This is a genomic window from Pseudomonas kairouanensis, from assembly GCF_004682055.1.
Lineage (GTDB): Bacteria > Pseudomonadota > Gammaproteobacteria > Pseudomonadales > Pseudomonadaceae > Aquipseudomonas > Aquipseudomonas kairouanensis.
Map to the genome: position 1 here is coordinate 77,682 of NZ_QUZU01000016.1, position 23,990 is coordinate 101,671.

The following is a 23,990-nucleotide window of genomic DNA, read 5'->3' on the forward strand; positions in this document are numbered from 1 at the left end:
ATTTAGAACGAAGCGTCCTTCAAACCGTCGAGGTAACGCTCGGAATCCAGTGCCGCCATGCAACCGGCGCCGGCCGAGGTAATGGCCTGGCGGTACACGTGGTCAGCCACGTCACCAGCAGCGAAGATGCCTTCAACGCTGGTGGCAGTGGCGTTGCCTTCGCGGCCACCCTGCACAATCAGATAGCCGTCTTTCAATTCCAGCTGACCTTCAAACAACGAGGTGTTCGGCGTGTGGCCGATGGCGATGAACACGCCGTCGACTTTCAGCTCGTCGAAGCTGCCGTCGTTGTTTTTCAGGCGGGCACCGGTCACGCCCATGGTGTCGCCCAGGACTTCGTCCAGGGTGGCGTTGAGCTTGAGGATGATCTTGCCTTCGGCCACACGGGCGTGGAGCTTGTCGATCAGGATCTTCTCGGCGCGGAAGGTCTCGCGGCGGTGAACCAGGGTCACAGTGCTGGCGATGTTGGCCAGGTACAGCGCCTCTTCCACCGCAGTGTTGCCACCACCCACCACAGCCACGGGCTTGTTGCGGTAGAAGAAACCGTCGCAGGTCGCGCAGGCGGACACGCCCTTGCCCATGAACGCTTCTTCCGATGGCAGGCCCAGGTAACGGGCGCTGGCGCCGGTGGCGATGATCAGCGCGTCACAGGTGTACACGCCGCTGTCGCCGACCAGGCTGTAAGGCTTCTTGGAGAAGTCGACCTTGTTGATATGGTCGAAGACGATCTCGGTTTCAAAGCGCTCGGCGTGTTCTTTCATGCGCTCCATCAGCACCGGGCCGGTCAGGCCGTGGACGTCGCCCGGCCAGTTATCGACTTCGGTGGTGGTGGTCAACTGACCGCCCGCCTGCATGCCGGTGATCAGCAGCGGCTTGAGGTTGGCCCGGGCAGCGTAGACCGCAGCACTGTAACCGGCAGGGCCGGAACCGAGAATAATCACTCGCGAATGACGGGTATCAGACATGACTCACTCCTGTCGACCGCCCGGACAACAAGGCGGCTGGAATAAAAAAGGGACCACGAAGCACTTGGGGAAGGCTTTAACTCGCAGGCCCTGAAAATAATGGGTGCAGCGTATAGAGGGGGGCAAGATTAAGGAAATACGCAATAACAATCCACCTCATAGGTGGTCTCTATGCAGTCGGGATGGTTGATCGACGCCTTTGTTACTGCTGATGTCGCGGCTTTCCCCTGTGCTGCAAAGCCGGTAAGGTCGGCGCGTTCGCCCCTTTGCTCGGAGTTTTCCATGCCCGCCCCTGCCCTTTCCGGCCCGCAATACCTGCGTGAAGGCCTAAAACTGGTACTCAGCCCAGGCCTGCGCCTGTTTGTGCTGCTGCCGTTGGCGATCAACCTGGTGCTGTTCGTCGGCTTGATCTATTTCGCCGGCCACCAGTTCAGCCTGTGGGTCGATCATTTGATGCCGACGCTGCCCAGTTGGCTGAGCTTTCTGAACTACCTGCTGTGGCCCTTGTTTGTGGTGCTGGTGGTGTTGATGGTGTTTTTTACCTTCACCATGCTCGCCAATATCATCGCCGCCCCGTTCAATGGTTTTCTCTCGGAGAAAGTCGAAGTGGTGGTACGTGGCACCGATGACTTCCCGGCGTTCAGCTGGGGCGAGTTGATCGCCATGGTGCCGCGCACCCTGGCGCGGGAAATGCGCAAGCTGGGCTATTTCCTGCCACGGGCCATCGCCCTGTTTATCCTGTCGTTCATCCCGGTGGTCAACCTCATCGCCGCGCCGCTGTGGCTGTTGTTCGGCGTGTGGATGATGGCAATCCAGTACATCGACTACCCAGCCGACAACCACAAGTGGGGCTGGAACGAAATGCTCGCCTGGCTGCGCCAGAAACGCTGGCAGAGCATGAGCTTCGGCGGCATCGTTTACCTGGTGCTGCTGGTGCCAGTGGTCAACCTGCTGATGATGCCGGCGGCCGTGGCCGGGGCCACGTTGTTTTGGGTGCGTGAGCAGGGTGCCGAGGCGATGGCCAAGTCATAAATCCATCATCCCAATGACACAATGACGACATGGCCCACGGCGACACTGTGGGTCATGACGATAGCCTCGCTTCACATCACCCTGATTACCGAAACCTTCCCGCCAGAAATCAACGGGGTGGCCAACACCCTTGGCCGTCTGTGCGATGGTTTGCGCGCGCGCGGCCATCAGGTCGAATTGGTGCGCCCGCGTCAGGGCGTAGACCAGAGCCGCCCCAGCGATGATCAATTGCTGCTGTGTCGCGGCTGGCCGCTGCCGGGTTACCCGGGATTGCAGTGGGGCCAGTCATCGATGCACAAATTGTTGCGCCGCTGGACCCGGCAGCGCCCGGATGTGTTGTATATCGCTACCGAGGGGCCGCTGGGTTTGTCCGCCTTGCGCGCAGCGCGGCGCCTGGGGATAAGTGTGGTGAGCGGCTTCCACACCAATTTCCAGCAGTACTCGAACCAATACGGCTTGAGCCTGCTGAGCCGGATGGTCACCCACTACCTGCGTTGGTTTCATAACCGCTCCACCCTGACCCTGGTGCCCAGCGCCAGCCAACGCCTGGAGCTGGAACGCCGGCATTTCGAGCGCCTGGGCATGCTGTCGCGCGGGGTAGACGGCCAATTGTTCCACCCGGCCAAACGCGATAACGCCCTGCGCGAGTGCTGGGGTTTGGGCAACGATGATATTGCGGTGCTGCATGTGGGTCGGTTGGCGCAGGAAAAGAACCTGGGCCTGCTCAAACGCTGCTTCCAATCCCTACGCACGACGTATCCACAGCGCCGGTTGAAATTGATCATCGTCGGTGATGGGCCGCAACGCCCACAGCTGGAACAGGCTCTGCCCGATGCCGTGTTCTGCGGCACCCAACGTGGCGAGGAACTGGCACGGCACTACGCATCAGGGGATTTATTCCTGTTCCCCAGCCTCACCGAAACCTTCGGCAATGTGGTACTGGAAGCCATGGCCTCAGGCCTTGGTGTGGTGGCCTACGACCAGGCAGCCGCCAGCCAGCATATCCGCCACGGCTACAACGGTGTGTTGGCGATGCCAGGGGATGAAGACGCGTTTTGCGATGCAGCCATCTGGCTACTGGAGGAGCGGGAAACCTTGCGCAGGGCTCGCCTGAACGCGCGCCAGCAGGCGAGCCGCCAGGGCTGGCCGGCGATCATCGAACAGTTCGAGCGCCAGTTGCGCGGAGTGTGCAAGGACGGGCACCCAGTACCCGCCCTCTCGCCCCTTACACCAGGGTCGTCAACGCCTCACGACTGAACGGCAGGATGTCGCCCTCGCGGCCTTCGCGCACCTTCACGGCCCAATCCGGGTCCACCAACAACGCACGCCCCACGGCGACCAGGTCGAATTCGTCGTTGTTCAGGCGCTCCAGCAGTTTCTCGAGACTGGCAGGCTGGGCCACCTTGTCGGTGTTGACCATGAACTGCAGGAACTCACCATCCAGGCCAACGCTGCCCACGGTGATGGTGGGCTTGCCGGTGAGCTGGCGAGTCCAACCAGCCAGGTTGAGGTCGGAACCTTCGAATTCCGGCTCCCAGAAACGACGGGTGGAGCAGTGGAAAATATCCACACCCGCCTCAGACAACGGCTTGAGGAACTCAGCCAATGCTTCGGGGGTTTGCACCAGGCGCGCGGTGTAGTCCTGCTGCTTCCACTGGGAGAAACGGAAGATGATCGGGAAGTCCGGGCCCACAGCGGCGCGAGTGGCCTGGATCAACTCGATGGCAAAGCGCGACCGGTTGGCCAGGCTGCCGCCGTACTCGTCCGTGCGCTGGTTGCTGCCTTCCCAGAAGAACTGGTCCACCAGATAACCATGGGCGCCGTGGATTTCGACGCCGTCCATGCCAATGTCCTGGGCATCCTTGGCGGCTTGGGCGAAGGCGTTGATCACGTCCTTGATGTCTTGATGGGTCATGCCGTGGACGACTTCTTTGCCGTCCTTGAGTTTTTCCATCGGCCCGTAGGCTGGCACGCTGGCGTCCGGCTCAGTACCGATACGGCGCACGCTGCCCACATGCCACAGTTGCGGCACGATCTTGCCGCCTTCGGCGTGTACCGCGTCGACCACTTTCTTCCAGCCAGCCAAGGCGGCTTCGCCGTAGAAATGCGGGACGTTGGGGTAACCGTTGGAGGCTTGATGCCCGACTACGGTGCCTTCAGTGATGATCAGGCCTACACCCGCAGCGGCGCGGCGGCGGTAGTATTCGATGACCTTGGAGTTGGGCACGCCGCCTGGCGAGAACGAGCGGGTCATTGGTGCCATGACTACGCGGGTCGACAGTTGCAATGCACCGAGCTGAAAGGGTTTGAACAAGGCTTGGACTGGCATGGGTGTGCTCCACGTAAGGCGGGTTTATGACGTGGATAATATTGGCCGCACGCTGGCCTGAATAGCACTATTGATCTGAGTGATTAAAGGGTAAAAGTGCCCACATAACTGTAGGAGCGAGCTTGCTCGCGAAAGTAGCCAGTGCTGACGCGGGCGTTCTGGATGAACGCGGCGCTCTCAGGTTTTTCGCGAGCAAGCTCGCTCCTACAAGGGAGCGGTGTTAGCTCAGGGCTTTTTCGATGGCCTGGACGATGGTGGGGTCATCCGGCGCGGTACGTGGCGAGAAACGCGCAAGCACACGGCCATCCTTGCCCAGCAGGAACTTTTCGAAGTTCCAGGTGATGTCCCCAGGAAACTCCGCCCCCTCGCCCGCCAGCAAGCGGTAAAGCTGATGGCGATCAGGACCGTTGACGTCGAGCTTGCTGCCCAGGGGGAACGTCACCCCATAGTTGAGGCTGCAGAATTCGCGGATTTGCTCTTCGGTACCCGGTTCCTGGCCAGCAAATTGATTGCAAGGCAGGCCAAGCACCGTAAACCCCTGGTCCTTGTATTGCTGGTAGAGGTTTTCCAACGCCGCGTATTGCGGGGTCAAGCCACATTTGGACGCCACATTGACCACCAGCACGACTTGCCCCTTGAAAGGCGCCAGTGGCAGCTCTTGTCCGTCCAAAGCTTTGAGTTTCAGGTCGTGGAAAGCACTCATGACGAACTCCAGATATCCCATGTTCTTTGCATTGCGGCCGTTCGAGATTACAGCCCACAAGCCTGCAATCATAGACGCCGATTGCAAAACCCGCCTGCAGGTTACTGAGCGGTCGGCCAGGGCAGAATCGGGATCGCGGTCACGGCATTCTGCGGGCTGCCTTCGATCAGGCGGTCGCTGTACACCAGGTAAACCAGGGTGTTGCGCTTCTTGTCGAGGAAGCGCACCACTTGCATGGTCTTGAACACCAGGGAGGTGCGCTCCTTGAACACTTCGTCGCCATCCTTGAGCTCGCCCTTGAAGCGGATCGGGCCCACCTGGCGGCAGGCAATCGAGGCTTCGGCGCGGTCTTCGGCCAGGCCCAGGCCGCCTTTGACGCCGCCGGTCTTGGCGCGGGACAGGTAGCAGGTCACGCCGTCAACCTTGGGGTCGTCGAAGGCTTCGACAACGATCCGGTCGTTGGGGCCGACGAACTTGAACACCGTCGACACCTGGCCGACTTCTTCGGCCGACGCCAACAGCGGCATGGCCAACAGCAGGCCGAGCAATCCCTTCATTACGCGCATCGTGTATTCCTTTGTTAAACCAGGATCAGGTTGTCGCGGTGCACCAACTCGGGCTCCGCCATATAACCCAACAGACTCACAATCGCGTCAGACGACTGCCCAATGATTTTCTGCGCTTCCAGGGCGCTGTAGTTGGCTAGGCCACGGGCAATCTCACGACCGTCGGGCGCGACGCACACCACCATCTCGCCACGGCGGAAGCTGCCCTGCACCAGCTTGACGCCCACCGGCAGCAGGCTCTTGTTGCCCTGGGACAATGCTGACACCGCGCCATCATCCAGCACCAGCGTGCCACGGGTTTGCAGATGACCGGCCAGCCACTGTTTGCGCGCCGCCAGCATGCCGCGTTCTGGCGACAACAGCGTACCGATGCGCTCGCCGGCCTTGAGACGGTCCAGCACGCGCTCGATGCGCCCGCCGACGATGATGGTGTGGGCACCGGAGCGTGCAGCCAGGCGAGCCGCGCGCAGCTTGGTCTGCATGCCACCACGGCCCAGGGCACCGCCCACGCTGCCCGCCACGGCGTCCAACGCCGGGTCATCGGCGCGGGCTTCATAGATCAGCTGGGCATCGGGGTTGTTGCGCGGGTCGGCGTCGAACATGCCGTCGCGGTCGGTGAGGATCACCAGCAGGTCGGCTTCCACCAGGTTGGCCACCAGGGCGGCCAGGGTGTCGTTGTCGCCAAAGCGAATTTCGTCGGTGACCACGGTGTCGTTTTCGTTGATCACCGGGATGACTTTGAGCTCCACCAGCGCGCGCAAGGTACTGCGGGCGTTGAGGTAGCGCTTGCGGTCGGACAGGTCGTCATGGGTCAGCAGGATCTGCGCCGTGTGGCGGCCGTGCTCGGCAAAGCTGGATTCCCAGGCTTGCACCAGGCCCATCTGGCCGATGGCGGCGGCGGCTTGCAGTTCGTGCATCGCGCTGGGTCGCGCGGTCCAGCCAAGGCGGCTCATCCCGGCGGCAACCGCCCCGGACGACACCAGCACCAACTCCACACCGGCCTCATGCAAGGCCACCATTTGCTCGACCCAGACGCTCATGGCTGCGCGATCGAGCCCCTTGCCATCTGCCGTCAGCAGCGCACTGCCGATCTTTACGACCCAGCGCTGCGCACCTGTCACTTTGCTCCGCATCATCTTCAACCTTAGATTGAGGGCTGCGCGACCCAGCGCGGCCCATAACGTTAAACCCGGATACTAAAACGCCGCTCTATAGAGAGCGGCGTTCAAGTTTACTGCAACGGATCAGTCACGCACGTAAATGATTTCCGGACCGTCTTCATCATCCACGTCTTCTTCGTCCCAATCGTCGTCGCCGATGTCATGAACCGACTTCACGCCGCTGCGGCGCAGGGCACGCTGGTCGTCCAGGGCCTGCAGCTGGGCGCGGGCTTCGTCTTCGATCTGCTGATCGAGTTCGGCCAGTTCTGCCTTGAACACCGGGTCGGCCGCCAGGCGGTCGGCGCGGTCTTCGAGGTAGCGCATGATGTCGCGGGTCAGGCGCTCGGTGCCTTCTTTGGCGATGGCCGAGATCACGTAGACCGGGCCTTCCCACTCCAGGCGGTCGACGATTTCCTTGACGCGCTCTTCGTGCTCTTCTTCAAGGATCTGGTCGCATTTGTTCAGCACCAACCAGCGATCACGCTCGGCCAGGGCCGGACTGAACTTGGTCAGTTCGCTCACGATCACTTCGGCGGCGTCCGGTGCGCTGGTGTCGTCCAGCGGCGCCATGTCGACGAGGTGCAGCAGCAAACGGGTACGGGACAAGTGCTTGAGGAAGCGAATGCCCAGGCCTGCACCGTCGGAAGCACCTTCGATCAAGCCGGGAATGTCGGCGACTACGAAGCTTTTCCAACGGTCGACGCTGACCACGCCCAGGTTTGGCACCAGGGTGGTGAACGGGTAGTCGGCCACTTTCGGCTTGGCGGCCGACACCGAGCGAATGAAGGTACTTTTACCGGCGTTCGGCAGGCCCAGCAGGCCCACGTCTGCCAGTACTTTCATTTCCAGTTTCAGGTCGCGCTGTTCGCCCGGCTTACCAGGGGTAGTCTGGCGCGGCGCACGGTTGGTACTGGACTTGAATCGTGTGTTACCCAGACCGTGCCAACCGCCCTGCACAACCATCAGCTTCTGGCCAGCCTTGGTCAGGTCGCCGATCACTTCTTGAGTAGCGGAGTCGATGATGGTGGTGCCGACCGGCACGCGCAGTACCAGGTCTTCGCCTTTTTTACCGGTGCAGTCGGTGCTGCCGCCGTTGGAGCCACGCTCGGCATCGAAGTGCCGGGTGTAACGGTAGTCAACCAGGGTGTTGAGGTTTTCGTCGGCCATCATGTAGATGGAACCGCCGTCACCGCCGTCACCGCCGTTGGGGCCACCGTTTTCGATGAATTTTTCGCGACGGAAACTCATGCAACCGTTACCGCCGTCGCCTGCTTTTACTCGGATGGAAACTTCATCAACGAACTTCATAACAAAACGCCTCTCGCCGCATGGACGAGCTTAAAAAACCAAGACATAAGACTCTTGCAAAAATGAGCGTAGCGACCTCAATCAGCGACCGCAAATTCGCTGCCGGGGCCTGTCACAAACAGCTTTGCAAGAGACTCACCCCACAAACGAAAAAGCCCCGTCGCAAGACAGGGCTTTTCCAGCGATCTCGCAATTAAGCTGCGACAACGCTCACGTAACGGCGGTTGAACGCGCCTTTTACTTCAAACTTGATCACGCCTTCGATTTTCGCGAAGAGGGTGTGATCTTTACCCATGCCTACACCGTAACCGGCGTGGAATTGGGTGCCGCGCTGACGCACGATGATGTTGCCCGGAATGATTTTCTGGCCGCCATACATCTTGACGCCAAGGCGTTTGGCTTCTGAATCGCGACCGTTACGGGTACTACCACCAGCTTTTTTGTGTGCCATGAGTCAATTCTCCTAGTGAGGAATTAGGCTGAAATTAAGCCTGAATACCGGTGATTTTGATCTCGGTGTACCACTGGCGGTGGCCCATACGCTTCATGTGGTGCTTACGACGACGGAACTTGATGATGCGGACTTTATCGTGACGACCTTGGGAGATCACTTCAGCCACAACGGTAGCGCCAGCAACAACTGGAGCGCCGATGTTCACGTCATCGCCATTGGCGACCAACAGAACGCGATCAAAAGTAACGGATTCGCCAGTAGCGACTTCCAGTTTTTCGATCTTCAGGTATTCACCTGGGGCGACTTTGTATTGCTTGCCACCAGTAACAATTACTGCGTACGACATGGTATTTCTCCGATAATCCTGCTCACCCAGCTCTTTATAAGAAGAGGTATTGGCTGGCATGGCTGCATGGGATGGACGTCCCGAATGCAATTGCGTAAGGCAGGTGCTGCCCAGGAAGTTCAGGGTGCGCGATTGTACGCAAGGCTTTGGCGCGTTGCAAGTGGCCGCCCATCGCGCCTTGACACCCGGGGGTCAGGGTCCTAGCATGCCGCGCAACCCTTCTGGAGCGACTGTCGCTGATGCAACCCCAAGCTTTCTACCGCGCGGTCGCGGACGATTTTAGCGCCGTCGACGGCATCATCAAGCAGCAGCTGACTTCTAAAGTGCCGCTGGTCTCCAAAATTGGCGACTACATTACGTCGGCTGGCGGCAAACGCCTGCGTCCTTTATTAGTGTTGCTGTGCGGCAAGGCCCTGGGCCGCGAGGGCGACGACTTGCGCCTGCTGGCCGCCACCATCGAATTTTTGCACACCGCGACCTTGCTGCATGACGACGTGGTCGACATGTCCGGCATGCGCCGTGGCCGCGAGACCGCCAATGCCATGTGGGGCAACGCCCCAAGCGTGCTGGTGGGTGACTTCCTGTATTCGCGCTCGTTCGAAATGATGGTCGAGCTGGGCTCGATGCCGGTGATGAAGATCCTTTCGCAGGCCACGCGCATCATCGCCGAAGGCGAAGTGTTGCAGTTGTCCAAGGTCCGCGACGCCAGCACCACCGAAGAAACCTACATGGAAGTGATTCGCGGCAAGACCGCGATGCTCTTCGAGGCCTCCACCCACAGTGCCGCCGCGCTATGTGGCGCCACCGCCGAACAGGCCGAAGCGCTGCGCACCTTTGGCGATCATCTGGGCGTGGCGTTTCAACTGGTGGACGACCTGCTCGACTACCGTGGCGACGCCGAGACCCTGGGCAAGAACGTCGGTGACGACCTGGCCGAGGGCAAGCCGACCCTGCCACTGATTTACACCATGCGCGAAGGCACGCCGGAACAGGCTGCCCTGGTGCGCAAGGCGATCCAGAAAGGCGGGATCGAAGACCTGGAAAGCATTCGCGCCGCCGTGGAAGCCTCCGGCTCGCTGGACTACACCGCGCAGTTGGCGCGTGACTATGTAGCCCGTGCAATCAAATGCCTGGAAGCTTTGCCGGCCAGCGAATACCGGGATGCCTTGGTTGAGCTGAGTGAGTTTGCGGTCGCGCGTACGCACTAAGAAATACCTGCGAACGCTTACCAATGTGGGAGGGGGCTTGCCCCCGATTGCGGAGTATCAGTCAACACATTCAGTGGCTGGCACACTGCCATCGGGAGCAAGCCCCCTCCCACATTAGGTTTGCATTGCCAATTCAGCATCCCGCCTCAGCCACAAAACCCTATATAATGTGCGCCCTTTCGCCATCCCTGACTCCCAAGGAGCTTTAGTGAGCACGTTGCCACCCTGCCCGAAATGCAATTCCGAATACACCTACGAAGACGGCGCCCAGCTGATCTGCCCGGAATGCGCCCACGAATGGTCCGCCAATGGCGAAGCCGAAGCAGCCGGCGATGAAACCGTGAAGAAAGACTCTGTGGGCAACGTCCTGCAAGACGGCGACACCATCACCGTGATCAAGGACCTCAAGGTCAAGGGCACGTCCCTCGTGGTGAAGGTCGGTACCAAGGTCAAGAACATCCGCCTGTGCGATGGCGACCACGATATCGATTGCAAGATCGACGGTATCGGCCCGATGAAACTCAAGTCCGAGTTCGTCCGCAAAGTCTGATTTGCTACACCCATCCCGCGCCCGCCGCGGGATGGCGCTTTGCCCTCTCCCTTGACCCCGCGCAATATCCACACAGAAAAACCCACAAACCGCCAATAGGCACTTGCTATTCTACGAATAAGAATTATTCTCATTGAACTCATCAAGGAGAACGACCATGACTTATTTGATAGATGCCTGGCTGGATCGCCCACACCCTTACCTTCGGATCCTGCATCGGGAAACCGGTGAAGTCTGTGCGGTATTGGAAGAGGAAGCACTCAACGAGTTGCAGGATCAGGGTGACCTGGACGTAAACGGCTTGAGTTCGAGTGAACCTGGGGTGCTGAAGGAAGTGGTGCGCAATCTGTTTCTGTTCTGCTATGCCCGAGCGTTGCGCCCGGCCACGGAGCTCAATGGTAAATTTCATCCATGAGCCACCCAGCCAAACCCTGTAGGAGCGAGCTTGCTCGCGAAGCCTCTGAATCCGCCGCGTTAATCCAGACACGCGGCGTTATCGTTGACGTCTTTCGCGAGCAAGCTCGCTCCTACAGGTAATCAACAGCAGGCCTTACAGAACGTCGAGCAGCTCGACGTCGAACACCAGAACGCTGTGCGGCGGGATGCTGCCAACGCCTTGAGCGCCGTAAGCCAGTTCGCTCGGCACGTACAGGCGCCATTTGCTACCGGCATTCATCAGTTGCAGGGCTTCGGTCCAGCCGGCAATCACGCCGCCAACCGGGAATTCTGCAGGCTGGCCGCGCTCGTAGGAGCTGTCGAACACAGTGCCGTCGATCAGGGTGCCGTGGTAGTGGGTACGCACCTGGTCTTCACGGGTTGGCTTGGCGCCATCACCGGCAGTCAGTACTTCAAATTGCAGGCCCGAAGCCAGAGTGGTGATGCCATCGCGCTTGGCGTTTTCAGCCAGGAAGGCCAGGCCTTCGCCAGCGGCCGCTTCAGCCTTGGCAGCCGCTTCGGCTTGCATGATTTCGCGGATGACCTTGAAGCTGGCGGCCATTTGCTCTTGGTCCACACGGCTTGGCTGGCCAGCGAAGGCGTCAGTCAGGCCAGCCAGGATAGCGTCCAGGCTCACGCCCGGTGGCGGGTTGTCGCGCAGTTGGTCGCCCAGTTGACGGCCAATACCGTAGCTGACGCGGGTTTCGTCGGTGGACAGATTAACGTCGGACATGAAGGTGCTCCGCTGTAGGACGACACGATTTCCCGTGCCCTCCTGATCAAAAAGGGCCGCCAGACTAGCACACAACACCCCCCCTTGATGAACGCCCCTGTCCTGTATAGCTATCTACAGCCGGGCCCCCAACGCCGTTCTCCATGCTGATGATTCCATTCATCATCCAGGGACCGTGCCGATGAGTACGCCGAACCAACCATCCACCCTGCAGCAACGCCACCGTCATCTGCTGGAAATCGCCCCTACGCTGCGCCCTCATAACCAGCAATCTGGCACCCTGCCAGATGAGCGGCTAGCACTCGACACCCTCAACGCCACCCTCAAGCGCATCAACCTGGCCTATAAGACCGAGGCCAGCGCGTTGTACCAGGCGCTGGACCTGAATGACGCCAACCAGTTGACCCAACTGAAAACCCGCTTGGTCACCCAGTTGCAAACCCTGGATGAAACCAGCACCGTCAATGGTCAGAGCCGCAAGACCTACCTGACTGACACTGCCGGCATCAAGGCGCTGGAACAGGAAACCCGACTCAACGTCAGCGATGCCCTGCTGTCCGCCGCCGATCAGCTGATGCTGGAGGATTGCTCCCGCGGCCCGTCGTTTCGCCCAGGCATGTACGCCTTGACCTTCAACTACCAGGATCAAAGCGTCCCATTCGCCGGGGCGTTCGTACTCACACGACAGGCCAGTCCGACCGTCGACAACACGACCAGCGACGCCACTGTAGGCCCTGTGCTGCTGTTCACCCCCTTACGCGGGCTGGAAGCCTTTGCCTCGCTGAAGGACCTCGACAGCGGCCTGCTGGAAGCCATGACCCAGCGCAGCGGGCATGCCGAATTCAGCCGACAGTTGCCCGTGAAGTATCAACACTTGGACGTCACCGCTATTTGGCCCTTGGTGCTTGAGCCCATCACGGGGCAACCACTGTTCGAACACGTTTACCAGGCCCAGCTCGACAAGCGCGAAAACGACATCCATCACGCCCTGAGCCAAGTCGAAAACGGTCAGATCAATGCAACCCTACTCAAGCAGCACCTTGACGATGCCATCAACGCCGCACTGCCCGACCTGACCCCGCGCCTGGACGTTCGCAGCCAACGTCTGCTGGAGCGTGACCTGTTCAGCACCCTGCCCGACTGGTATCGCAGCGCAGCCAAGCCCCAGCGCGAAACTGTCGACCAGCACCTGCGCAGCTACAACCAGGCGCGCCAGGCCTTCATCGACCTACTCGGCCCGGCCGGTACTCCTCACGCCCTGGCCCGCCATCAATGGGCCGAGCAGTTGGCCGATGAGTTGGATATCCACGACCTGGACCCAGACCTGCTGCACATCAGCACCCTTCGTACGGTGCCCCATGTCGGCACCTATGAACAGCAACGCTCACTGGTGGAACTGACGCTGCGCGGCCTGCATCCGGGTGACAGCACGCCCGGCTCAGCGTTTCTTGAACGCAGCACCCTGAGTTACGCGGGGGCGCCGCTCGGTGCAGCCCATACTGGCTTGAACATGCAGACGCTGCTCACGTTGCTGCAAAACCTGCAACCACGTCTGGACTTCGCCAGCACCCAGAAAGCCGCTCTGGCCACTGCGCAGATCAAACAGGCCGCACAAAAGTTCTTTGATCTACGCCTGCTGGCATTGGCCTATGTGGCCAAGCTGCAAGGCCATCTGAGCGCCCTCGACTTCCAGCGATTCGAAGACTTGCGGGAACGCCCGCACCCTCTATTACGCGCCCAAACTGTCCTGCTCCACGGCGCACAGCTCAACAACCTGTGGGTGCTGCGCGAAGATGACGAGCAAGGCCAGATCAAACGGTTGTTGCTGTGTACGCCCGATGCGCCGAGCGCCCAGCAGTTCATCACATTCAGTACCCTGCGCGAGTGCCAGACCCACATCATCGGCTGGACGGACAACATGGTCCGTATCAAGGGGCCCACCCTGTCCGATTACCTGCTGGAACAGGTACCCCTGCGCTTCAAGCCAAAGATGCGTGATTTCCTGCTGGGCATCAGCTTGCGCCCTGATGCCAACGAGCATCTGGAAGTGACCTTTGGCCCCCCCTGCACCTACACCGACTGTCTGGAAGCGATGGCCTCCCATCGGTTGGCAATGCTGCAGGATGATTACGCGTTCAGCTCACCGGCCTGGTACCGCGCCGCCTCAATGCCGGATCGCATGCGCCTGGCAAGCCTGGCAGATAACGCAGCGGGCGCCTTGCGTATCTACAACGCACGGCCGGATGCCGAAGCCCGCGTGCCCTCTTTCGAAGAGTACCTGCATCAACAGGCCAAGCTCAGCCTCAACAGGTTGTTGGGCCGGCGACAGAACGATGTCGACCCGGACACAGTGTTTGCCTACGCCCCCACACCGCTGTTCAGCGCGCCACCCGCGCCGGTGTCCTACACCACCTTGTATCGCGACGGCTATGAGGACGGCATCGGTTTTCTCAATGAAAAATTCTCGGCCTCGGCGACCTTTCGCGGCCCGGCCGATGTGGACCTGAGTGCGCTGACAGCACAGAACGTTGCCCGCTCCGTCACTGGGGTATGGATCGGCCAACGCTACACCGACGAAATCCGCCGGCGCCTGCAAAACAGTGACAGTCCAGGCTATGACGAGCGACGCGACGCCGTGCTGGCAATTGTGCAATTACAGATGAAAAGCGCCGCGCTGGAGTCCCGCCTGCAAGGGCATATCGCCAGTGCCGACTTGGTCTGGCTGGACAAGGCCATCGACAGCCTGTCGGACACAGGCAATACCGCACGCAACACTTATAAGGTCCACCGGCTATCCATCGACGGCGATTGGGTGATCGGCAACTACCTGTTCAGCCACGGCAACAACCCGGTACTGCTCTACACTCCTGATGCGCCGGACGGTATCGGTTTTCGCGAAGCCAGGCTGTTCAACTACCTGCTCAAGAAAGTCGAGGGCATGCCCGCATACTGGTGCGGGCGGGTCGCATTGTCATCCATGGCACGGGTCACGATGTTCCTGAAAACCGCCCGCGAAGGCCTGCCCGCAGAGATCAACCGATCCACCCCAAGCCCCGCACGGCATGACAGCATCCAGCACGTCACGCCGCTGACCGATCTGCGTCATGAGTTCTACAACATGAACCTGCAACGCAAGATCGATGACGTGCACGCCACTACGGTCAATCGGTTGCAGATGATCACCGGCATTCTCTGGACTTGCGTCGAGTGGCTGACCGCCGTGGCCACCATGCCGTTTCCACTGCTCAGCCTGACACTGGGCGGGTTGCTGGCCTTCAAGGACGCCATGCTCGCTCTCAACGCCTACCACCAGAACGACAAAGGCGGCGCCCTGCAGCATTACCTCGGCTTGCTGGCCAACGTCGGCGGTGCGCTGTTGTTCGACGTGCGTCCGGCCTTGAAGAGCGGCTTCAAGTCGCTGCGTCCGATGATCCGCACCAGTACCCAAGCCGCCGACAGTGCCTTGATCAGCCAGGTGGACATACTCAAGCCCGAGGGGATGCAGCCAGTGCTGTTCGATGGGCGCTCATTGTGGGCACCGCACGCCCCGGACGCCCTGGGCCGCTATGTGCTGTATCGCCACGACCCACTCAGCGGCCAGCTACAATCCACCGCCAGGCTGGTCAACCGTAACGCGGATGGCCAGTGGGTGCGTACCGGAGTGGCCGGTGGTGGGCGCAAGAAGTACGAAAAACTGCTGGCCGATGAGAGCAGTGCACTGGAAGCCTTCGACGTCGCACCCGACCAGGCCAAGACCTTCCGCAGCCTGCTCGACCCAGCGTTCAAACTCAAGCTTCAGGGCATGGAGCCCACCTTCAGCGGTGCGGCCCAAGGCAATGCCTTCACCGAGGCTGCGCCGTTACGCACGGCCTACGCCAAGCAGGTCGAGCAATTGACCCAACACACCGATGCGTTCTACCAGGCATTACCCGCACCCGCCCCGAAATCGCCCTTGCCCATGCTCGCCACCGACGCAGCACACGGCGATATCCTCAAGGCCCTGTTCACCCCCAATAAGCGCCTGATCATCGGCGCCGTCAGCAACTCCATCGCCAGCAAGCAACTGCTGATCGAACAACTGCCCACGCTCGCCGAACTGGGGCTCAAGCGGGTGTACATCGAAAACCTGCCCCGCGACCTGTTCCACCGCAAGCTGAAAATCCTCAACGGCCAGCTCGGCGGCAGCAAGGCCCACGCCTTGGCACAGATCGAACAGCACCTGATCCAGGTGGATCAAGCCCTGGGGTTTGCAGCCGACGCGCCGTTCACCTACCGCAAATTGCTGCTGGAAACCCAACGACTAAATATCGCCATCGACGGGCTCGATGGGGCCGCCTCGTACCATATGGAACACATACTGGCCTTGGGCGATGGTGCGCGCTTTATCCCGCGCAGCAGCAAACTGCGTAATTTCTACGCACAGCAGGTGATCGAACAAAACCTGAAAAACACCCCCGACGAGGGCTGGGTGGCACTGGTGGAATCAAACCGCCTGGGTACTTATGAACAGGTCCCCGGCCTGGCAGACCTGCAAAACACCCCTGCCCTGCGTGTCGAAGACGTCGCTGCCGGCCAACACATCGGCGTGAGCCCCGACACCATAAGCAGCGCGCAATCGCGAGGTGACTACACGCTGGCAATGCCAACCTCCCATGCCGCGCTGCACACACCCAGTACACCCATCAGCCCGCTGACAGCGGTTACGCATTACGCAGAGTTCGACTTGCCCCAGGCCATCCGCAGCGATATCGACGTGATCAGGCAAAGCCGGCGTGGCCTCGACACCCACTACTCACACGCCAACCCCCGTCACGCTACCGCGCAGTACACCTTCAGCCAAACCCGGCGGCGCTTGCTGGACAACGCCCAGGCGTATTTCAACGACCTCACGCTGCCTTCACACGAGTTGCCGGAAAGCCTGGCCACAGCCACCAATGAAACAATATTTGTTGAGCGGCTGTATCAACACAAACTCGGCCTGGTCATTGGCGAAGCCCACAGCGCACGCGCCAGCAAACGGCTGCTGATCGACACCTTCAAGCATTTGAAGCAACAGGGTGTCAGGACCCTCTACATAGAGCATCTGCTCACCGATCTGCATCAGGAGGCCCTGGACACCTACCGGCGCACCTTGAAAATGCCAGCCATTCTGGAGAACTACCTGCTCAGCCTGGATGCCGGGCACATGCCGCGATACCACGGCCCGGACACCTTCACCAATGTGGTCAAGACGGCCAATAAATATGGGTTTCGCGTGCGCGCGCTGGACTGCACCGCCAGCTATCACGTCAAAGGGCTGAGTGGGGTCAAAGACCGCGAGCATCTGTTCAGCTATTTCGCCAACCAAGTGATCACGGCCGACCAACGGACCTTGGGCTCCCACAAATGGGTCGCGTTCATGGGCAGCGCGCACACCGATATGTATGTCGGTGTGCCGGGGATCGCGCAGCTGCAGGATGCTGTCAGCCTGCATGTGCGCGATACCGCCCCCGAGCTGGCAAAACCGTTGCACAGCGCAGGCTGGCAAGCCATTGACGAGAGCCAGGGTGTGGCCCTGCGCAGTGACTTCAGGATTGAAGTGGGTGTTCCCGGGCGGGCCCTTCCCCCCGCCGCGCCGCTGCCGGACCGGTCCCGGCTGACGGAACCCGGCCAGTTCTTCATCGAGCGTCCAACCGCCGGCGAGGTTAGTCTTGTGCACTTTTCGCGTAGCAATGAAATCCTGACCACACCGATACAAATCAATGAAAAAGGCCAGTTTTTCATTGAGCGCTGGGAAGGCTTCAAGCAGCTGCGCTTCGACTATTTGTCGCAACTGATCGAGGCGCTCAAAAGCCTTCCTCCAAGAGGCATGGGGATGAAACACATGGCCAGTTAACCCTCCGGCACGCTGCCCGTTCATCGGACAGCGTGCCTGTTTTCCCTCTGCGCCAAAAAAGCCATTTCAGATTCACCTGCCGCCGCCGATATGCACCTACACACCTTTGGCTGGCTCAAACAACAACACCGTCCAGCAGACAAACATCAACTTGCGGAGCATTCGATGAATAGCTGGTTCGGCAACATCAGCGTCAACCTCAAACTGGGCCTGGGCTTTGGCCTGGTGCTGGTCCTTACTTCCATCCTGGCCCTGACCGGCTGGACCAGCCTGGGCGGCCTGATCGATCGCAGCAACTGGATGAGCGATATCACCCAGCTCAATGCGTCCCTGACCAAATTGCGCGTCGCCCGCCTGCAGTACATGCTCGCCAACGGCGACGAAACCGCGGCGCAGAATGTACAAACCAACCTTGACGGCTTCATTGCCCAACAGCAAAAACTGCTCAACAGTTTCAAGAGCCCGGAAAACCTCAAGCTGCTCAACGAGCAGAAAGCCATCATCACCGCCTACCAGCAGTCCCTGAACAAAATGCGCGAGGCCTACCGTAACGGCGCCGCCTCGCGCCAGACCATGGGCGACAAGGCGGACATCGCCAATGCCCAGATCGAAACCCTGGAAGCCAGCGTGAAGCAAATGGCCGACAGCCCAGAGCACCTGGCCCAGTTCCAGGCGGTGGCTGACGCCAAAATGCAGTTCCAGCTGTCGCGCTATGAAGTGCGTGGCTACACCGGCAACGTCAACCCGGAAACCGAGGCACGCGCCGCTGCACAAATCGAAAAAACCATCGCCGGTCTCAAAGACCTCAGTAGCGTATTCGGTGCCAGCCAGCAAAGCGCACTCACCGCACTTGAAACAGCCCTGGGTGCCTATCGCACGGCCGTACAGAACTACAAGGTCGCCAACGCCAATATCGTGTCCGCCCGCGCCGAAATGACGGTGCAGGGCAACGATATCGTGACCATCAGCGACAAGCTCTACGAGATCCAGCTTGAACGCCGCGACGTCGAAAGCGCCCAGGCGCGCAGCCTGCAATTGATCAGCACCTTGCTGGCGTTGCTGGTGGGCATCATTGCGGCATTGGTTATTACCCGCCAGATCACCCGCCCGCTGCAGGAAACCCTGGCCGTGGTAGAGCGCATCGCCTCTGGCGATCTGAGCCACAACATCCAGGTCACCCGCCGGGACGAGCTGGGTGTGCTGCAACAAGGTATCCAGCGCATGGGCACCACCTTGCGCGAGCTGATCAGTGGCATTCGTGACGGCGTTACCCAGATCGCCAGCGCCGCCGAAGAACTGTCCGCCGTGACCGAGCAGACCAGCGCCGGCGTCAACAGCCAGAAGATCGAGACCGACCAAGTCGCCACCGCCATGCATGAAATGACCGCTACTGTGCAGGAAGTGGCGCGCAACGCCGAGCAGGCCTCCCAGGCCGCTTCCGACGCCGACGGCCAAGCCCGCGAAGGAGACAAGGTAGTGGCCGAGGCCATCGCCCAGATCGAGCGCCTGGCCGCTGAAGTGGCACGTTCCACTGATGCCATGTCGCATCTGCAGCAAGAGAGCAACAAGATCGGCAGCGTGATGGACGTGATCAAGGCCGTGGCCGAGCAGACCAACCTGCTGGCGCTGAATGCCGCAATTGAAGCGGCGCGTGCAGGTGAAGCCGGTCGCGGGTTTGCCGTGGTGGCCGACGAAGTACGCGGGCTGGCCCAGCGCACGCAAAAATCCACCGAAGAGATCGAAGGCCTGGTGGCCGGTTTGCAAAACGGCACCCAGCAAGTGGCCAATGTGATGAACAACAGCCGCAGCCTGACCGACAGCAGTGTTGAACTGACGCGCAAAGCCGGTGTGTCACTGGAAAACATCACCCGCACGGTGTCGAATATCCAATCGATGAACCAGCAGATTGCCGCCGCTGCCGAACAACAGAGCGCCGTGGCTGAAGAGATCAGCCGCAGCATTGTGAATGTGCGTGATGTGTCGGAGCAGACGGCGACGGCGAGCGATGAAACCGCCAAGTCAAGCGTGGAACTGGCGCGCCTGGGTAGCCAATTGCAGCAGATGGTCAGCCACTTCCGGGTGTAAGCGGCATCATTGTGGCGAGGGCGCTTGCTCCCTCGCCACAGGCAAACACTAAGATTGCAATAAAAACCGCCTTAACCAAGGCGGTTTTTTATTGCCTGCGGCTTATTCCTCACCCTCCTCAACAAACACCACCCGATTCCCAAACGGGTCCTTGATGCTCATCTCCCGCGAGCCCCAGGGCGTGTCTTCAACCTCAGGCTTGGCATACCGGTAGTCCTTGCCCTGCAACTGCTGCTGGTATCCGTCCACCCCTTGTGCCTGGATCCGCACCGCCGCGCCAGGTGAGGCATCACCGTGGTGCTCGGACAAATGCAGCACGCACTCGCCCAGCGACACTTGCAGGTACAGCGGGAAATTCGCCTCGAAGCGATGCTGCCAATCCACCTTGAACCCCAGGAAGTCGACGTAGAACTCCAAGGCCTTGGTCTCGTCGAAAATCCGCAGAATGGGAATAACTTTTCCTAAGTGCATGGCAACAACTCCGTGTATGAAAGGCGCCCACTATAGAGACGAAAAACCGCGGCGCAAATCCCCGCTGCGCGCCAGAAAGCGGCCCGGACGCTGACCGTTCGCCTGCCCATCGCTGTAGCTCAACACCCCGTTGACCCACACCCCGTCAATACCCTCGGCGGCCTGCTGTGGCGCCTTGAAATCAGCCACATCGCGCACCCGCACGGGATCGAACAACACCAGATCGGCCCAATGGCCTTCACGGATCTCACCGCGTTCTGCCAGACCAAACCGCGCCGCCGACAACCCGGTCATCTTGTGCACCGCCGTGTGCAGCGGGAACAACCCCACGTCCCGGCTGAAATGCCCCAGCACCCGGGGAAACGCGCCCCACAAGCGTGGGTGGGGGAACGGGTCTTCAGGCAGGCCATCGGACCCGACCATCGACAACGGATGCGCCAGGATGCGGCGTACGTCGGCCTCATCCATCCCGTAATACACCGCCCCCGCCGGTTGCAGCCGGCGGGCGGCGTCCATCAATGAAACGTTCCACTCGGCGGCAATATCCTGCAAATCGCGCCCGCCCATCTCCGGGTGCGGCGTGGACCAGGTGATGGTGATGCGGAACGCATCGGTGACTTGCTTGAGGTCCAGGGTCGAAGAACTGGCGGCATAGGGATAACAATCACACCCCACTGGATGGGTTTTCGCCGCCAACTCCAGCGACGCCAACAACTGCGGACTACGCCCCCAGTTACCCGCCCCGGCACATTTGAGGTGGGAAATGATCACCGGCGCCTGGGCATGCCGACCGATCAGAAAGGCCTCGTCCATTGCCTCCAGCACCGGCTCGAATTCGCTGCGCAAATGGGTGGTGTACACCGCGCCGAAGGCCGTAAGTGCTTCACTCAGTTGCAGCACTTCGTCGGTGTCGGCACTGAACGCGCTGGCGTAAGCCAGGCCTGTGGATAAACCAAGGGCGCCGTGCTCCAGGCTCTCTTGCAACTGCACGCGCATGGCCGCGATTTCGTCCGGCGTTGCCGTGCGGTGCAGGTCGTCCATATGGTTGCTGCGCAGCGCCGTATGGCCGATCAACGCGGCAACGTTCACTGCCGGGTGCGCGCGTTCCACTGCGGCGCGGTAGTCGGCAAAGCGTGGGTAGGCGAACGCCTCACGCGTGCCCAGCAGGTTCATCGGGTCCGGCGGGTCACGGCGCAAACTCACCGGTGATGCGCTGATGCCGCAGTTGCCCACAATCACTGTGGTCACGCCCTGGCTGAGCTTGGGCAGCATCTGCGGCTGGCGGATCACCACCGTGTCATCGTGGGTGTGTACGTCGATAAACCCCGGTGCCAGTACACGGCCATTGGCATCCACCTCATGCTCGGCCGTCGCTGTGGATAAGTCACCAAGGGTCTCGATACGCCCCTGGCGCAGCCCCACATCGGCGATGTATCCGGGGGTGTTGCTGCCGTCGATGATCAGCGCCTGGCGAATCAGCGTGTCGTACTTCATATCAGTCTCCAAGCGGCAGGCTGTCGGGACCGCCGCGATATTCGTCCAGCGCCAGCTTGATGCGGCGCAGGCGCTCCTGGTTGGCGTCCGGCATGGCCAGGGCCAGCTCGGTGGCGAGCAGGTCGATGGCCAGTAACATGCCGTAGCGCGCGGCGGTGGGTTTGTAGATAAAACTGGTTTCGGCCGGTTGCAGCGCCAGCAGTACATCTGCCAGTTGGGCCAGGGGGGAATCGGGGAGCGTGATGGCCACGATGCGCGCATCGTAATTGCGCGCCAGCGCCACCACGTCCAGCAGTTCTGGGGTCAGGCCAGTCAGGGAGCAGACGATCAACGCATGCTCGGGGCCCAAGGTGGCGGCCGTGACGCGCATCATCACCGGGTCATGACAGGCAGTAATCGGATACCCAAGGCGCACCAGCCGCACCTGCAACTCATCGCTGCACAGGCTCGACGGACCGCCCATGCCAAAGGCGTGGATCATCCGCGCCTTGCCCAGCAGGCTCACGGCATCGGCAAAGCGCGCCTGGTCGAAACCCGACAGGTGCTGGCGCAACGTGGCTTCGATGTCACCGAGGATCTGCCGGTGAAACGCCGACTGTTCAGGCAACCCTGCCGGATCCAGGAAACGACTGCCCACCCCGCTGGCCTGGGCCAGTTGCAGGCGCAAATCACGCAGGTCACGGCACCCCACGCTGCGGGCAAACCGCGACAGCGTGGCCGTGCTGACCTCGGCGCGTTGGGACAACTCTTCCAGGCTGGCCGACGCGGTAAAGCCCACGTCATCGAGCATCAGCCTGGCGATACGCCCTTCGCCAGCGCTGAACGAAGCCTGGCGGGCGCGGATCTGGTAGAGGATGTCCATGAAATCTCCGGGTTACAGAATGCGGCTCATAAAACAAGAGACAGGCCGTAGGTGAGACCGAAGGCGACTAAAGAAATCAGGGTCTCCAGCACGGTCCAGGTCTTGAAGGTCTGGATCACCGTCATATTGAAGTATTCCTTGATCAGCCAGAAGCCGCCGTCGTTGACGTGGGAAAAGATCACCGAGCCCGCACCGGTGGCCAGTACCAGCAATTCCGGGTGCGGATAACCCAGGGCCAGGGCAACGGGCGCGACGACGCCGGATGCGGTGGTCATGGCCACCGTGGCCGACCCTGTGGCGATGCGCATCAACGCGGCGAACAACCAGCCCATCACCAGCGGCGACAGATCGAAGGCATGGGCCAGCCCCAGGATTTCATTGGTCACGCCCGCATCCACCAGAATGCGATTCAAGCCGCCCCCGGCGCCTACCAGCAAGGTGATGCTCGCCGTCGGCGCCAGGCACTCGTTGGTGAACTTGAGGATCGACTCACGGTTGAAGCCTTGGGCAATCCCCAAGGTCCAGAAGCTGACCAACGTCGCCACCAGCAGTGCGATCACCGAGTTGCCGATAAACAACAGAAACTGGTTGAAGCCGCTGCCCGGTGTTGCGATCACGTTGGCCCAGCCGCCGATCATCATCAGCACCACCGGCAACAGGATGGTCCCCATGGTCAGAGCAAAACTCGGTAATTGGGTACGCGGTTCACGCTCGATAAACTGGCGTTCCAGCGGGTTTTCCGCCGGCAACTGAATACGCGGCACGATGTATTTGGCGTACACGGGGCCGGCGATGATCGCCGTGGGAATACCGATCAAAATCGCATACAGCACGGTCTGCCCCACCGACGCGTTATACGCCAGCACCGCCATCATCGCCGCCGGGTGCGGCGGCACCAGCGCGTGCACCACCGACAAACCGGCCACCATGGGCAGGCCCACCATCAGGATCGACACGCCCACACGCCGCGCCACGGTAAACGCGATGGGCACCAGCAACACAAACCCCACCTCGAAAAACAGCGGCAGGCCCACCAGGAACGCGATGCACACCATGGCCCAGTGGGCATTGCGCTCGCCGAAACGGTTGATCAGCGTACGCGCCACCTGCTCGGCGCCTCCGGACTCGGCCATCATCTTGCCAAGCATGGTGCCCAGCGCCACCACCAGGGCGATATGCCCCAGGGTCTTGCCGACGCCCGCTTCGTATGAGCCCATGATGGTGTCCGCCGGCATCCCGGCCATCAGCGCCAGGCCAATGGACACCAGGGTGATCACGATGAACGGGTTGAGTCGGTAACGTGCAATCAGCACGATCAAAGCAATGATGGCGATGGCAGCGTATGCCAACAGCCCGAAGCCCGGTGATGCGGCCATGCGGTACTCCTCGGAAAGGGTCACGTCGAATTGGTTGT

The 23,990-nt window shown here is 60.8% G+C and carries 21 protein-coding genes and 2 pseudogenes; 9 read left to right on the forward strand and 14 right to left on the reverse strand.

The features are described 5' to 3' along the window. Window positions 1–2: 2 nt before the first annotated feature. Entirely contained in the window at window positions 3–965 is a 963-nt protein-coding gene (gene trxB / locus DYL59_RS14880) for a thioredoxin-disulfide reductase (protein ID WP_135289882.1), read from the reverse strand. Between the two features lie 128 nt (window positions 966–1,093). Next, window positions 1,094–1,249, reverse strand: a complete 156-nt coding sequence (locus tag DYL59_RS31385; RefSeq protein ID WP_167496682.1) for a hypothetical protein — start codon at window positions 1,247–1,249, stop codon at window positions 1,094–1,096. On the opposite strand from DYL59_RS31385, the gene cysZ reads away from it, so the two are divergent. Together cysZ and DYL59_RS14895 are read left to right on the forward strand one after the other, a co-directional pair. Then, the gene (gene cysZ, locus DYL59_RS14890; RefSeq protein WP_135289883.1) at window positions 1,248–1,997 is read left to right on the forward strand and encodes a sulfate transporter CysZ; all 750 of its coding nucleotides are present in this window, start codon (window positions 1,248–1,250) and stop codon (window positions 1,995–1,997) included. The two genes, DYL59_RS31385 and cysZ, sit on opposite strands and share 2 nt — an antisense overlap. A gap of 54 nt (window positions 1,998–2,051) precedes the next feature. After that, entirely contained in the window at window positions 2,052–3,254 is a 1,203-nt protein-coding gene (locus DYL59_RS14895) for a glycosyltransferase family 4 protein (protein ID WP_135289884.1), read from the forward strand. Here the strand turns inward: DYL59_RS14895 and DYL59_RS14900 are convergent. Further along, on the reverse strand, window positions 3,223–4,326 hold the full coding sequence (locus tag DYL59_RS14900) for an NADH:flavin oxidoreductase (protein WP_135289885.1): 1,104 nt from the start codon (window positions 4,324–4,326) through the stop codon (window positions 3,223–3,225). The two genes, DYL59_RS14895 and DYL59_RS14900, sit on opposite strands and share 32 nt — an antisense overlap. 104 nt (window positions 4,327–4,430) lie before the next feature. Between DYL59_RS14900 and DYL59_RS31670 the strand changes: the two are divergent. Continuing rightward, window positions 4,431–4,535 (forward strand): annotated as a pseudogene (locus tag DYL59_RS31670) (outer membrane lipoprotein carrier protein LolA); the annotation flags it as partial. An 11-nt stretch (window positions 4,536–4,546) separates the two neighbouring features. Here the strand turns inward: DYL59_RS31670 and DYL59_RS14905 are convergent. From DYL59_RS14905 to rplU, 6 genes are all read right to left on the reverse strand, one after another. Further along, entirely contained in the window at window positions 4,547–5,029 is a 483-nt protein-coding gene (locus DYL59_RS14905; protein WP_135289886.1) for a glutathione peroxidase, read from the reverse strand. 101 nt (window positions 5,030–5,130) lie between these two features. Continuing rightward, window positions 5,131–5,595 carry a CreA family protein gene (locus tag DYL59_RS14910; protein ID WP_034100556.1) on the reverse strand — a complete coding sequence of 155 codons (465 nt, stop codon included), beginning with the start codon at window positions 5,593–5,595 and terminating at the stop codon, window positions 5,131–5,133. 14 nt (window positions 5,596–5,609) lie between these two features. Continuing rightward, window positions 5,610–6,728 carry a glutamate 5-kinase gene (gene proB / locus DYL59_RS14915; protein ID WP_135289912.1) on the reverse strand — a complete coding sequence of 373 codons (1,119 nt, stop codon included), beginning with the start codon at window positions 6,726–6,728 and terminating at the stop codon, window positions 5,610–5,612. 111 nt (window positions 6,729–6,839) lie between these two features. Further along, complete coding sequence (gene cgtA, locus DYL59_RS14920; RefSeq protein WP_017735024.1) at window positions 6,840–8,063, reverse strand: Obg family GTPase CgtA; 1,224 nt, start codon at window positions 8,061–8,063, stop codon at window positions 6,840–6,842. Window positions 8,064–8,256: 193 nt separating this feature from the next. Beyond that, window positions 8,257–8,514, reverse strand: coding sequence for a 50S ribosomal protein L27 (gene rpmA, locus DYL59_RS14925; protein WP_003176049.1), 258 nt, complete (start codon window positions 8,512–8,514; stop codon window positions 8,257–8,259). Window positions 8,515–8,548: 34 nt separating this feature from the next. Then, on the reverse strand, window positions 8,549–8,863 hold the full coding sequence (gene rplU / locus DYL59_RS14930) for a 50S ribosomal protein L21 (RefSeq protein WP_007950961.1): 315 nt from the start codon (window positions 8,861–8,863) through the stop codon (window positions 8,549–8,551). A 239-nt stretch (window positions 8,864–9,102) separates the two neighbouring features. On the opposite strand from rplU, the gene DYL59_RS14935 reads away from it, so the two are divergent. From DYL59_RS14935 to DYL59_RS14945, 3 genes are all read left to right on the forward strand, one after another. Continuing rightward, a complete protein-coding gene (locus DYL59_RS14935) occupies window positions 9,103–10,071 on the forward strand; it encodes a polyprenyl synthetase family protein (protein ID WP_032885595.1) in 969 nt (322 codons plus the stop codon). Window positions 10,072–10,279: 208 nt separating this feature from the next. Then, window positions 10,280–10,621, forward strand: a complete 342-nt coding sequence (locus DYL59_RS14940; RefSeq protein WP_017254008.1) for a zinc ribbon domain-containing protein YjdM — start codon at window positions 10,280–10,282, stop codon at window positions 10,619–10,621. Between the two features lie 157 nt (window positions 10,622–10,778). After that, the gene (locus DYL59_RS14945; RefSeq protein ID WP_003194088.1) at window positions 10,779–11,036 is read left to right on the forward strand and encodes a PA4570 family protein; all 258 of its coding nucleotides are present in this window, start codon (window positions 10,779–10,781) and stop codon (window positions 11,034–11,036) included. A gap of 135 nt (window positions 11,037–11,171) precedes the next feature. Here DYL59_RS14945 and DYL59_RS14950 read toward each other — a convergent pair whose 3' ends face one another. Next, on the reverse strand, window positions 11,172–11,789 hold the full coding sequence (locus DYL59_RS14950) for a BamJ family beta-barrel-assembly machinery protein (protein ID WP_135289887.1): 618 nt from the start codon (window positions 11,787–11,789) through the stop codon (window positions 11,172–11,174). A gap of 181 nt (window positions 11,790–11,970) precedes the next feature. Here DYL59_RS14950 and DYL59_RS14955 point away from each other — a divergent pair, with 181 nt between their 5' ends. The 3 genes and pseudogenes from DYL59_RS14955 (at window position 11,971) to DYL59_RS32100 (ending at window position 19,749) form a co-directional block, all read left to right on the forward strand. Then, window positions 11,971–17,664 carry a membrane-targeted effector domain-containing toxin gene (locus DYL59_RS14955; protein WP_135289888.1) on the forward strand — a complete coding sequence of 1,898 codons (5,694 nt, stop codon included), beginning with the start codon at window positions 11,971–11,973 and terminating at the stop codon, window positions 17,662–17,664. A gap of 300 nt (window positions 17,665–17,964) precedes the next feature. Further along, window positions 17,965–18,894 (forward strand): annotated as a pseudogene (locus tag DYL59_RS32095) (methyl-accepting chemotaxis protein); the annotation flags it as partial. Beyond that, window positions 18,886–19,749 carry a methyl-accepting chemotaxis protein gene (locus DYL59_RS32100; protein ID WP_475513845.1) on the forward strand — a complete coding sequence of 288 codons (864 nt, stop codon included), beginning with the start codon at window positions 18,886–18,888 and terminating at the stop codon, window positions 19,747–19,749. The pseudogene DYL59_RS32095 and the gene DYL59_RS32100, both read left to right, overlap by 9 nt. A 102-nt stretch (window positions 19,750–19,851) precedes the next feature. Here DYL59_RS32100 and DYL59_RS14965 read toward each other — a convergent pair whose 3' ends face one another. The 4 genes from DYL59_RS14965 to DYL59_RS14980 are packed head-to-tail and all read right to left on the reverse strand — an operon-like array spanning window position 19,852 to window position 23,952. Further along, window positions 19,852–20,220: a glyoxalase superfamily protein gene (locus tag DYL59_RS14965; protein ID WP_135289890.1), complete on the reverse strand. Its 369-nt coding sequence runs from the start codon at window positions 20,218–20,220 to the stop codon at window positions 19,852–19,854. A gap of 30 nt (window positions 20,221–20,250) precedes the next feature. Next, entirely contained in the window at window positions 20,251–21,714 is a 1,464-nt protein-coding gene (locus DYL59_RS14970; RefSeq protein WP_135289891.1) for an N-acyl-D-amino-acid deacylase family protein, read from the reverse strand. Between the two features lies 1 nt (window position 21,715). Beyond that, entirely contained in the window at window positions 21,716–22,576 is an 861-nt protein-coding gene (locus tag DYL59_RS14975) for a MurR/RpiR family transcriptional regulator (RefSeq protein ID WP_135289892.1), read from the reverse strand. Window positions 22,577–22,602: 26 nt separating this feature from the next. Further along, window positions 22,603–23,952: a GntT/GntP/DsdX family permease gene (locus DYL59_RS14980; protein ID WP_238340687.1), complete on the reverse strand. Its 1,350-nt coding sequence runs from the start codon at window positions 23,950–23,952 to the stop codon at window positions 22,603–22,605. Window positions 23,953–23,990 lie beyond the last annotated feature (38 nt).

Bases quoted from the DNA above. Each gene is read 5' to 3' on its own strand.
- trxB (WP_135289882.1), bottom strand. From the start codon at position 965: ATGTCTGATACCCGTCATTCGCGAGTGATTATTCTCGGTTCCGGCCCT.
- cysZ (WP_135289883.1), top strand. From the start codon at position 1,248: ATGCCCGCCCCTGCCCTTTCCGGCCCGCAATACCTGCGTGAAGGCCTA.
- DYL59_RS31385 (WP_167496682.1), bottom strand. From the start codon at position 1,249: ATGGAAAACTCCGAGCAAAGGGGCGAACGCGCCGACCTTACCGGCTTT.
- DYL59_RS14895 (WP_135289884.1), top strand. From the start codon at position 2,052: ATGACGATAGCCTCGCTTCACATCACCCTGATTACCGAAACCTTCCCG.
- DYL59_RS14900 (WP_135289885.1), bottom strand. From the start codon at position 4,326: ATGCCAGTCCAAGCCTTGTTCAAACCCTTTCAGCTCGGTGCATTGCAA.
- DYL59_RS14905 (WP_135289886.1), bottom strand. From the start codon at position 5,029: ATGAGTGCTTTCCACGACCTGAAACTCAAAGCTTTGGACGGACAAGAG.
- DYL59_RS14910 (WP_034100556.1), bottom strand. From the start codon at position 5,595: ATGCGCGTAATGAAGGGATTGCTCGGCCTGCTGTTGGCCATGCCGCTG.
- proB (WP_135289912.1), bottom strand. From the start codon at position 6,728: ATGCGGAGCAAAGTGACAGGTGCGCAGCGCTGGGTCGTAAAGATCGGC.
- cgtA (WP_017735024.1), bottom strand. From the start codon at position 8,063: ATGAAGTTCGTTGATGAAGTTTCCATCCGAGTAAAAGCAGGCGACGGC.
- rpmA (WP_003176049.1), bottom strand. From the start codon at position 8,514: ATGGCACACAAAAAAGCTGGTGGTAGTACCCGTAACGGTCGCGATTCA.
- rplU (WP_007950961.1), bottom strand. From the start codon at position 8,863: ATGTCGTACGCAGTAATTGTTACTGGTGGCAAGCAATACAAAGTCGCC.
- DYL59_RS14935 (WP_032885595.1), top strand. From the start codon at position 9,103: ATGCAACCCCAAGCTTTCTACCGCGCGGTCGCGGACGATTTTAGCGCC.
- DYL59_RS14945 (WP_003194088.1), top strand. From the start codon at position 10,779: ATGACTTATTTGATAGATGCCTGGCTGGATCGCCCACACCCTTACCTT.
- DYL59_RS14950 (WP_135289887.1), bottom strand. From the start codon at position 11,789: ATGTCCGACGTTAATCTGTCCACCGACGAAACCCGCGTCAGCTACGGT.
- DYL59_RS14955 (WP_135289888.1), top strand. From the start codon at position 11,971: ATGAGTACGCCGAACCAACCATCCACCCTGCAGCAACGCCACCGTCAT.
- DYL59_RS32100 (WP_475513845.1), top strand. From the start codon at position 18,886: ATGGGCACCACCTTGCGCGAGCTGATCAGTGGCATTCGTGACGGCGTT.
- DYL59_RS14965 (WP_135289890.1), bottom strand. From the start codon at position 20,220: ATGCACTTAGGAAAAGTTATTCCCATTCTGCGGATTTTCGACGAGACC.
- DYL59_RS14970 (WP_135289891.1), bottom strand. From the start codon at position 21,714: ATGAAGTACGACACGCTGATTCGCCAGGCGCTGATCATCGACGGCAGC.
- DYL59_RS14975 (WP_135289892.1), bottom strand. From the start codon at position 22,576: ATGGACATCCTCTACCAGATCCGCGCCCGCCAGGCTTCGTTCAGCGCT.
- DYL59_RS14980 (WP_238340687.1), bottom strand. From the start codon at position 23,952: ATGGCCGCATCACCGGGCTTCGGGCTGTTGGCATACGCTGCCATCGCC.